The sequence below is a fragment of the Thioalkalivibrio sulfidiphilus genome, assembly GCF_000377945.1.
GTDB classification, from domain to species: Bacteria; Pseudomonadota; Gammaproteobacteria; order Ectothiorhodospirales; family Ectothiorhodospiraceae; genus Thioalkalivibrio_A; species Thioalkalivibrio_A sulfidiphilus_A.
Map to the genome: position 1 here is coordinate 1 of NZ_KB898976.1, position 9,325 is coordinate 9,325.

A 9,325-nucleotide genomic window follows, 5' to 3' on the forward strand; every position below is an offset into this window, starting at 1 on the left:
GAGCTCTCGCCCCTGTGGGAGATGTACCAGGAAGGGGTGGACCTGAAGAGTGTGCAGTGGGTGGCGCATTAGGCGCCACCCACAGTGGCAAGTGGCAAGTGGCTAGTCTCAAGGAACTTCCTTGCCACTAGCCACTTGAGACTTGCCACTGATAACAGATGCTGATTTGTCCTCCCCTGCTGAGGGAAGGACGCGAAAACAAACCCGGAGGTGACGTATGGCCTACAGCGACAAAGTGCTGGATCACTATGAAAATCCCCGCAATGTGGGTTCCCTGGACAAGGCGGATCCGAGCGTGGGCACGGGCATGGTGGGTGCGCCGGCCTGTGGCGACGTGATGAAGCTGCAGATCAAGGTCAACGCCGAGGGCGTGATCGAGGATGCCAAGTTCAAGACCTACGGTTGCGGCTCGGCGATTGCCAGTTCGAGCCTGCTGACCGAGTGGGTGAAGGGCAAGACGCTGGATGAGGCGGCTGCGATCAAGAACACGCAGATTGCCGAGGAGCTGGCGCTGCCGCCGGTGAAGATTCACTGCTCGGTACTGGCCGAGGATGCCATCAAGGCGGCCATCGCCGACTTCAAGCAGAAGTCCGGTGCCGAGGACGAACGCAAGATCGCCTGAAGATTTTCACAGAGCCCATGCAGTGCGGCAGGGACGCCGCGATTTCTCTCGCCCATGCAGAGACAGAAAGACCCGCCCATGCCGGCGGGTTTTTTTGTGGTTTGGTTCGTGGCGTTGCTTAAAGTCAAAAGCCCTCGACGCAAAGACGCGAAGACGCAAAGGGGCGCAAAGGTTTTTTGGTTTTATTCAAAACGCCTTTCTTCGCGTTCTTTGCGCCTTCGCGTCTTTGCGTTGAAGGCCTTTGACTTTCATTCATGCCAATCAGGACAACCCGCTCAGTGCCTGGCGCAGGGTGCTGAACTGGTCCGGGTCCGGGTCGGCGCCGTAGCGCAGGGCTTCGTAGGTGCGTGTGAACGCCGCCACCGCCTCGTGCAGTTCCGGGCGTTCCCGCGCGACCCGGCGGGTGAAATCCCGCGGGCCTTCGTGGGGCAGGGGCGGGATGCCGAGCCGGGTCATGCGCTGTGCGAAACGCTGGTAGAGGTGGGCCAGGGGGTCTTTCTGGGGGCGGCGGTTGCGCCACAGGAAGGCCAGGGTGAACACGCCGGCGGTGAAGGCCAGCAGGGCCACCATGAGGGCGCTGATACCGCGCCAGTCGAGCCAGCCGAGACCCAGGTGCTCGAGGAGTTCACGTTGTTTCTCCGGGCCGAAGCCGAGCACCCAGCCGTTCCAGTAGTAGTCGGCAAGGTCGCGCCAGTATTCCAGCTGAAAGCGCAGCGCCATCAGTCCCAGGCCCATGCCCTCCCGTTGCCGGAGGAAATCGGGCAGATCCGCCTCGTCACTCAGGGCGGCGCGGATGCCCAGTTCGATGCGTTCCGGGGCCACGGCTGCGGTGGGATCCACCCGCACCCAGCCCCGGTCCTCGAGCCAGACCTCGGCCCAGGCATGGGCGTCCGACTGGCGCACCAGCAGGTACTCGCCGGTGCGGATCCACTCACCGCCCTGGTAGCCGGTCACCACGCGAGCGGGGATGCCTGCCGCGCGCATCAGGAACACGAAGCTGCCCGCGTAGTGTTCGCAGAATCCCGCGCGGGTGTCGAACAGGAATTCATCCACCGGGTCCCGTGGCAGGCGGGGTGGCGAGAGGGTGTAACGGAACGGTTCCTGGTTGAAGTGCTGAAGGGCCCTCTGCACGATCGCCTCGGGATGTTGCTCCTCCGTGCGCCACTGTTCCGCGAGGGCCCGGGCTCGTGCGCCCGGCGCATCACCGGGCAGCTGCAGGGCCTGTCGCCTTCGCGCCGGGATGAGTTCCGTCTCCACGGCGTGTGTCATGGCCGAGCGCAGCTGGTAGGTCTCGACGCGTAGCACCGGGCGGTGGCTCGCGAGTACATAGTCCGGGGTGAGACGTGCGCCGGAAGGGGCCTCCACCGGTGTCTCCAGGGCGATCAGCCAGCGCTGGTTGTGGGGTTCGAGCATGATCGAGTAGCTGCGCAGCTCGCTGGTGTCCGCAGGTGTGGGATCAGGCGTGTCCAGGGGCGGGAAGGAACCGCGCCAGGTGCGTCCGTCGTAGGTGTTGAACACCAGGGCGCGCCAGTAGCGCTGGTTCGGAGGCGGTGGCGTGTTGTCGGGGAAGGTGACCCGGAAGGCCGTGGCGTTGGATTGCAGCAGGTCGCTGATGGAGCCCGGCGACATGGAATCGGAGAGCCCGGTGCTGGCGCTGCTGGATTCCTGGGGCATGCCCCACAGGGGTCCGGGCAGGCGCGGGAACAGCAGGAACAGGATGAGCATCACCGGCAGGGCCTGGAGCAGCATGAGACCCGCCAGACCCAGCTGCTCGCGCAGGGTCGGCGGTGTGTCGGCGGCGTTGAGACGGATCAGGGCCATGGTGGTGACCAGCATGGCGACGATCAGGTAGGCCACCACGTGCATTTCCTGACTGTAGAAGAAGTGGGTGATCACCACGAAGTAGCCGAGGAAGATGCTGAGCATGGCATCCCGATGGGTCCGGGTCTCCAGCATCTTGAGGCCGGTCATGATGATGAGCAGCGATACACCGGCATCCCGGCCGAACAGGGTGCCCTGGCTGAACAGCACGCCCGCGGTGGCGGCAATGGCCATGAGCACCAGCAGCCAGCGACCCGGCAGGGGCAGGCGGCCCCGGGCCCCTGCATGGCGCCAGGCCACCGCCAGCAGCGCCAGGCCCACCACCCAGGCCGGCTGGTTGAGCAGGTGCGGCAGCAGCACCACCGCGAGGGCGAGGCTCACCCAGGCCAGTGCGCCCTGAGAGGGTGGCGCGTGGGACAGGCGGCTCATGACACCGGGCTGCCTTGAGCCGGCTGACCGTAATGGGCCAGGGCCGAGAGACAGCGGTGGCGGTGGTCCGTACCCTGGTCGGGCTCCAGTTCCAGGCCGGGCAGGCGCAGCCCGTAGCGGATCCCCTGCTGGTGGGCCTGGAGGACCTGGTGACAGAGCATGGACAGCCGGGTCTCGGTGTCCGAGGCGGGCAGGGCATGCCAGTCGATCCACAGCTCACCGCCGCGGGGGGACTCGAAGTTGCGGGTATAGAGATCGCCGGTGCGGGCCAGGGCCTTCCAGTCCACCCGCCGCGGGGAGTCACCGGGCTGGTATTCACGCAGACCGGAGAAGTCCTCGCCCTGTGCGGGATCGGGCCGGCCTTCGCCCTTACTGCTGCCCGCGTCGGTGAAGCGTTCGTCCACGGCGAGGGGGCGGGGGTAGACCGTGAGGGCCTCGTCGAACTGGATCCAGGACCAGGCCCGGAACAGGCCCAGCGGGTAGGTGGTCGACAGGCTGAAACGCCCCGGGCGCAGACTGCCGCGGCGGGTGGTGACGATGGGCAGCTCTGCCACGGCTTCTGCCCGGGCCTGTGCCGCGATGGCGGCACCCTGGACATCCCGGCGATGCAGCACCAGGCCGTGACGGGGGACGTGGCTTGGGTTCTCGATGCGGTAGCGGCAGTAGGCGGTTTCGCCGGCGAACACCGGCTCCAGGGGCAGGCGTGCGATGCGCAGTCCCAACAGGTTGCGGTGGGTATGCCAGATGCCGTTGGCGCCCAGGCCTGCCAGCAGGAAGGTGAGCAGGAAGGCCATGCTGTTGCTGTAATTGATGGCGCCCAGCAGCATCACCACCAGCATCAGGCCGAACACCAGGCCCTGGCGGGTGGGCAGGATGTAGATGCGCCGGCGGTGCAGGGTGACTTCGCGGCCGGCGGGATGTTCTCGCCGCATCAGCCAGGTGACGGCCGGCTCAAGGATCTGGGCGGCAAGCTTCATGGCATGGGCGGGCGCGGGCCTTCACGCAGATGCATCACGGGATGGCCACGTGCTCGATGAGTTCGCGGGTCAGCTGCTCGGGCCTCTGACTGCCGCCGCCGGCGGCGAACAGGCGATGCCCGGCCACCGGCGGCAGCACGGTCTGGATGTCCTCGGGGATGACGTGGTCGCGCCCGTCCAGCCAGGCCCAGGCTCGGGCGGCGGCCAGTAATCCTAAGGCAGCCCGGGGGGAGAGGCCGTGGGTGTAGTACTGGGGGTTGCGGGTGTGGGCGATGAGCCGCTGCAGGTAGTCGATCAGGGCCTCGGAGACGTGCAGCTGGGTGATCTGCTGCTGCAGTCGCAGCAGGGACTCGGCATCCAGCAGGGCGGGCAGTTCGGCGATCAGGGCGCGACGATCGCGTCCCTGGAGCAGGGCGCGTTCTGCGGCGGGATCCGGGTAGCCGAGGTGGATGCGCATCAGGAAACGGTCAAGCTGGGATTCGGGCAGCGGGAAGGTGCCCGCCTGTTCCCGGGGATTCTGGGTGGCGATGACGAAGAACGGCTCGGGCAGGGTACGGGTGACCCCTTCGATGGTGACCTGCTGTTCCTCCATGGCCTCCAGCAGGGCGCTCTGGGACTTGGGCGGGGCCCGGTTGATCTCGTCGGCCAGCAGCATCTGGGTGAACACCGGGCCCGGGTGAAACTCGAAGCCCTTGCCCTGACCGCCGTAGACGGACACGCCCAGGATATCCGCGGGCAGCAGGTCGCTGGTGAACTGGATGCGCTGGAACTGCAGACCCAGGGTCCTGGCCAGGGCGTGGGCCAGGGTGGTCTTGCCGACGCCGGGCTGGTCTTCCATGAGCAGGTGCCCCCGGGCCAGCAGGCAGGCCAGGGCCAGGCGGATGGGCTGGGGCTTGCCCAGGATCACACTGCCTACCTGGTCGAGTACCTGCTGGAGCAGCGCGGCGCTTTGCCGGGGCTGGGGCATGGGGCTGATGGACATAAGTCGTGTTCCCTGACGTGTTCTCAAGCGATGTCTCGACAATAGCACCGGCGTGGCAGGCGGTACCAACCTCAGGGCGCTGTACAGAAAGTTTGTCCCCGGGAACCGTGACGGGTTCCCGCTGGCATCAGAGCACGACCTGTTCGATGGGGAGGTCAGCGGCCTCGCGGTGCCGTGCCCAGTCCCGGTGGTTGAACACCTGCCCCTACAGCGTTTCACTTGCAGGGACTGGGTCATGATGCGGGAGATAGCCTCGGGCTCGGGATGAAAAGCGCGGGCAAGTGTGGCAAGTTTGCCCGATGGGTTCAAATGGACCCTGCGACCAGGTTGTGGTTCCCGTGAGAGATCTAAGTTGAAGTCAGTGCAAGCGCATCTTGCCTGGGATGAGTCCTCTCAGGGTGTCGTGCTGCGCCTGGCGGGACGGCTGGACGTGCACACGGTATCCAGTGTCTGGGGCGAGGCCCTGGCAGGGCTCAAGGGCAGGGCAGGGCGTCCGGTTCGCGTGGACACCAGCGGCGTGGACTACTGCGACGGTGCCGGCGTGGCCCTGGTCGTGGATCTGCTGCGTCAGCCCCGGGAGCCGGGGGCCGAGGTGGGCCTCGGCGATACGCCGGAAGAGGTGCGGCGCATGCTCGCACCCTTCGATGTGCGTGATTTCAGCAGCGAGGCGGAGCCGCCCCGCCGGGGTCCGGGTCTCAAGCAGCACCTGGCCAATGGCCTGTATGATCTGGGTCGCTATCTCTATCTGCAGGTGGCCTTCGTGGGCGAGGCCACGGCGGCGATGTTTCACGCCGCCCGCCATCCCCGCCAGGTGCGCTGGCGCGATGCCCTGAATCTGGCCCAGGAGGCGGGCGCCAACGCCCTGCCCATCGTCATGCTCATCGCCTTCCTGATGGGCGTGATCCTGGCCTTCCAGTCCGCCGTGGCCATGCGCCAGTTCGGCGCGGAGATATTCGTCGCCAACCTGGTGGCCCTGTCCCTGCTGCGGGAACTGGCACCGCTGATGACCGCCATCCTCCTGGCGGGACGTTCCGGCGCCGCCTTCGCCGCCGAGATCGGCACCATGAAGGTGAACGAGGAGATCAATGCCCTGACCACCATGGGCCTGGACCCGGTGCGTTTCCTGGTGGTGACCCGGGTGCTAGCGGCGGTGGCGGTGATGCCCCTGCTGACCCTGGTGGCCAACCTGGTGGGCCTGGTGGGCGGTGCCGTGGTGATGAAGGGTTTCGACATCCCCTTCGTCACCTACTTCAACCAGGTGACCAATGCCGTGACCCTCACGGACCTGCTGGGTGGCCTGTTCAAGGCCACGGTGTTCGGCCTGCTGGTGGCGGGTGTGGGTTGCCTGCGCGGCCTGGAGACGCGCAGCGGTGCGGCGGCGGTGGGCATCTCCACGACTCGCGCGGTGGTCAGTGCTATCATTCTCATCGTCGTGGCGGACGGCGTGTTCGCCGTGGTCTTCTACCATCTGGACATCTGATGACCGAAGTCGCACCCGACAAGCAGACTTCCTCATCCGGCGATACCTCCCGGGCGATCATTCAGGTGAGTGATCTGACCCTGGGATTCGACGGGATCGCGCTGCTGGAAAACCTGAATTTCCAGGTCAACCGAGGGGAGGTGTTCGTCATCCTCGGGGGTTCCGGATCCGGCAAGAGCACCCTGCTCAAGCACATGATCGGCCTCTACGCCCCCATGTCCGGACAGATCCTGATCGACGGGCAGGACATTGCCCGCGCCGAGGGCGAGGCGCGCATGGCCCTGTTGCGCAAGATCGGTGTGGCCTTCCAGTCCGGGGCGCTGTTCGGCTCCATGACCCTGCTGGAAAACGTCTGCCTGCCCCTGGAATCCCACACCGCGCTGAATCGCAGCGCCCGCGAGCTGGTGGCGCGCATGAAGCTGCGCCTGGTGGGTCTGTCCGGCTTTGAGCATCTGCTGCCCGCTGAACTCTCCGGCGGCATGCAGAAGCGCGCCGCCATCGCCCGCGCCATGGCGCTCGACCCCATGATCCTGTTCCTGGACGAACCTTCCGCGGGTCTCGATCCGATCACCGCCGCGGATCTGGACCAGCTGATCCTGCGCCTGGCCTCGAGCCTGGGCATGACCTTCGTGGTGGTGACCCATGAACTGGCCAGCATCGACACCATTGCCGATCGGGTGATCATGCTTGACCGGCAAAGCCGTGGCATCATCGCCGAGGGCACGCCTGCCATGCTGCGTGCCCATGCGGAGCATCCCTGGGTGCGACGTTTCTTCAATCGACAGGCCACGGAGGCCGCGTGAACCCATATCGCAATCCCGCCTGCTGCCCATGAACGCGCACGCCAGTTATTTCCGTCTTGGCCTGTTCATCATGGCCGCAGTGGGTGCCGGGGTGATCATCCTGGTGGTGCTGGGTGTGGGCAGCCTGTTCCGGCCCAAGGTCCTGCTCGAGACATATTTCGACGGTTCCGTGCAGGGGCTGGATGTGGGCGCGCCGGTGAAGCTGCGAGGTGTGACCATCGGCGAGGTGAGCTATATCGGCTTCACCCGGGGTCGCTACGAGCAGGATGTCCTGCCCATGGATCAGCGCCAGTACGTGCTGGTGGAGGCCGTGATTAGGCCCGACCGCCTGAGCCCCAGTGGACGCATCCCCACGCCGGAGATGGTCGAGAGCATGGTCGATCGTGGTCTTCGGGTGCGCATGACCGCCTTCGGTGTCACGGGCATCAATTTCCTGGAACTGGACTTCATGGACCCCGCCGAACATCCTCCGATCCCCATCGACTGGAAGCCAGAGAATCTCTACGTGCCCTCGGCCCCCGGTGCGGTGACCCAGTTCATCCAGTACGCCGACAACATCGCCCGGCGCCTCGACAGGCTGGACGTGGAGTCGATCGTGGACAACACGAACCGCTTGCTGGTCAATCTCGATAGCAAGGTCTCGGCGGTGGATGCAGCGCGCATCAATACACAGCTGATCCAGATGCTCGACGGTCTGAGCGCGTCCCTGGAACAGCTCAACCGGGTGATCTCCTCGCCGGCCTTCGACGATATCCCGACGGATCTCGGCGTGGCCGCGGCCAACCTGAGGGCCCTGTCGGAAAGCCCGCGCTTCGAGGAAACCATGAATGCCCTGCAACAGACACTCAAGCGTCTGGATGGTGCGGTGGTGGACATGGAGTCCATGGTTTCGGGCTACGAACACGATGTCGCCCTGTCCCTGGACAATCTGCGCGCCCTGACCGATTCCCTGCGCGCCCTGGGCGAGGAGGCCGGCCATCATCCGGGTCTCATCTGGACCCGCCCGCCTGAACCCGTCGAGATCCCACGCCCATGATCCCCCGAGTCTTGCTGATGCGTCGCCTTCAGCCCTTGCTGGTGCTGGTTCTTCTGGCAGGCCTGAACGCCTGCAGCGTCGGTGTCGACCTGCAGCGTCCGGCACCGCTGAAGCAGACCTTCCTTCTGGAACTGCAGCGGGATGAGGTGCCGACCCGCTCAAACGCGCCGACCCTGGTGCTGGCCCCAGTGCGTATGGCCAGTGCCTACGAGGGCAGGGCGCTGGTCTACCGCATGCAGGACGACCGATTTGAGTCCGACTTCTACAACCAGTGGTTTTCCGCCCCGAGGGATCAGGTGGGCGAGGCGGTGGCCTACTGGATGCGCCGCGGCGGCGTGTTCGCTGATGTGCTGCCGCCGATCTTGGCCGGGGAGGCAGACTATCGTCTGGACGTCGTGGTCACGGACTTCTACGTGGATATGCGTGATGCCGCCGAGCACCGCGCACGGGTCACCCTGCAGGCCTATCTCAGCGCGCGTGAAACGGCTGGCCGGCGGCTGATCGCGCGTGTGGAAGTGGCAACGGACGCCGTGGTGGTTCCGGCTGAAGGCGAGTCCGTGGGAAATGCCCAGTCACGGGTCACCGCCCTGGCCGATGCCCTGGGCAAGGCACTGGCGAGGCTTGAAACAGGCCTGGCACAGGCATTGAACTGAAGTCGCGTCCGGCTTCGCAGCGCCTCGCAAGTGCGTAGGTCGGGCTTCAGCCCGACAGCCATCGCTTCGACAGGCACCGCTGTTCGGGCTGAAGCCCGACCCATTTGGCAGCGCGATGTCCTGGGTGGCAGGACGCCCTGTTGCACCTGCCTGTGAAGCAGCTCAATGCCTGGATGGAACCGCCGTACGCGTCAGTTTCAGGCGCAGGGTGTGGGCGGCCTCGTGGCCCTCGTGACTCGGATGCAGGGCCTAGGAGCCTGGGCGGTAGAAGTTTTCGGTCGAGCATAAATCGATGCTGATCTGCGGGGGCCGGGTGGCGCCGGGACTGTTATCCAGCCACAGTGACCGGCATGCAGGGTCACCCGGCGTCACAGTGGGCCGCCGGCCCCGCACTGGCGGGGTGTCGGTTATGCCGGGCGCCATCCCAAGCGCTGCATCCGTCGCAGGTTGAGCGCCAGACACACCAGATTCCATTCACCCGTGACCGCTTCAAGCCCCCGGACACTGAAGCGGCGAAAGCCC

9 protein-coding genes are annotated in these 9,325 nt (G+C 66.0%); 5 read left to right on the forward strand and 4 right to left on the reverse strand.

The window, feature by feature from the left end:
• The first annotated feature begins 217 nt into the window (after positions 1-217).
• The gene (iscU, locus tag D580_RS0114580) at positions 218-622 is read left to right on the forward strand and encodes a Fe-S cluster assembly scaffold IscU (RefSeq protein ID WP_012638055.1); all 405 of its coding nucleotides are present in this window, start codon (positions 218-220) and stop codon (positions 620-622) included.
• Positions 623-883: 261 nt separating this feature from the next.
• Here the strand turns inward: iscU and D580_RS0114585 are convergent, their stop codons facing one another.
• The 3 genes from D580_RS0114585 to D580_RS0114595 are packed head-to-tail and all read right to left on the reverse strand — an operon-like array spanning position 884 to position 4,831.
• Positions 884-2,872 (reverse strand): transglutaminase TgpA family protein, encoded by a 1,989-nt coding sequence (locus D580_RS0114585; RefSeq protein WP_018955098.1) that lies wholly within the window; start codon positions 2,870-2,872, stop codon positions 884-886.
• Positions 2,869-3,849, reverse strand: coding sequence for a DUF58 domain-containing protein (locus D580_RS0114590; RefSeq protein WP_018955099.1), 981 nt, complete (start codon positions 3,847-3,849; stop codon positions 2,869-2,871). Before D580_RS0114590 ends, D580_RS0114585 begins: the two co-directional genes overlap by 4 nt.
• A gap of 34 nt (positions 3,850-3,883) precedes the next feature.
• Positions 3,884-4,831, reverse strand: coding sequence for an AAA family ATPase (locus D580_RS0114595; protein ID WP_018955100.1), 948 nt, complete (start codon positions 4,829-4,831; stop codon positions 3,884-3,886).
• A gap of 352 nt (positions 4,832-5,183) precedes the next feature.
• Here D580_RS0114595 and D580_RS0114600 point away from each other — a divergent pair, with 352 nt between their 5' ends.
• The 4 genes from D580_RS0114600 to D580_RS0114615 are packed head-to-tail and all read left to right on the forward strand — an operon-like array spanning position 5,184 to position 8,803.
• Positions 5,184-6,311: an ABC transporter permease gene (locus tag D580_RS0114600; RefSeq protein WP_051081826.1), complete on the forward strand. Its 1,128-nt coding sequence runs from the start codon at positions 5,184-5,186 to the stop codon at positions 6,309-6,311.
• The gene (locus tag D580_RS0114605; RefSeq protein WP_018955103.1) at positions 6,311-7,114 is read left to right on the forward strand and encodes an ABC transporter ATP-binding protein; all 804 of its coding nucleotides are present in this window, start codon (positions 6,311-6,313) and stop codon (positions 7,112-7,114) included. The genes D580_RS0114600 and D580_RS0114605 overlap by 1 nt, the downstream gene beginning before the upstream one ends.
• 28 nt (positions 7,115-7,142) lie before the next feature.
• Positions 7,143-8,150, forward strand: coding sequence for an MlaD family protein (locus D580_RS0114610; protein WP_018955104.1), 1,008 nt, complete (start codon positions 7,143-7,145; stop codon positions 8,148-8,150).
• 17 nt (positions 8,151-8,167) lie between these two features.
• Positions 8,168-8,803 carry an ABC-type transport auxiliary lipoprotein family protein gene (locus D580_RS0114615; RefSeq protein WP_231363570.1) on the forward strand — a complete coding sequence of 212 codons (636 nt, stop codon included), beginning with the start codon at positions 8,168-8,170 and terminating at the stop codon, positions 8,801-8,803.
• 407 nt (positions 8,804-9,210) lie between these two features.
• Here D580_RS0114615 and D580_RS16440 read toward each other — a convergent pair.
• The coding region (locus D580_RS16440; protein WP_155999868.1) for a transposase at positions 9,211-9,325 on the reverse strand (115 nt) is incomplete at its 5' end.